This window comes from Caviibacter abscessus, assembly GCF_001517835.1.
Lineage (GTDB): Bacteria > Fusobacteriota > Fusobacteriia > Fusobacteriales > Leptotrichiaceae > Caviibacter > Caviibacter abscessus.
The window spans coordinates 1-320 of record NZ_LOQG01000021.1; the positions used below are offsets into that span (position 1 = coordinate 1).

Here is a 320-nt window from a genome sequence, read left to right on the forward strand (position 1 = left end):
CCATTCCTAATGCCAATAGAGGATGTAATGACAATAACAGGAAGAGGAACAGTAGTAACAGGAAGAATTGAAAGAGGAATAGTAAAGGTTGGAGAAGAAGTAGAGATAGTAGGGATAAAGGATACAGCGAAAACAACAGTAACAGGGATAGAAATGTTTAGAAAACTGTTAGATCAAGGAGAAGCAGGAGATAATGTAGGAGCATTATTAAGAGGAATAAAGAAAGAAGAAGTAGAAAGAGGACAAGTATTAGCAAAACCAGGATCAATAACACCACATACAGAATTTAAGGGAGAAATTTACGTATTGACAAAAGAAGA

Annotated in this window: 1 protein-coding gene; it reads left to right on the forward strand. The window is 35.3% G+C overall.

Annotated features, from left to right (window positions below; translation table 11 throughout):
- Positions 1-320, forward strand: a 320-nt coding sequence (locus tag AWT63_RS03245; protein ID WP_269431480.1) for an EF-Tu/IF-2/RF-3 family GTPase, incomplete at both ends; no start/stop codon positions are given.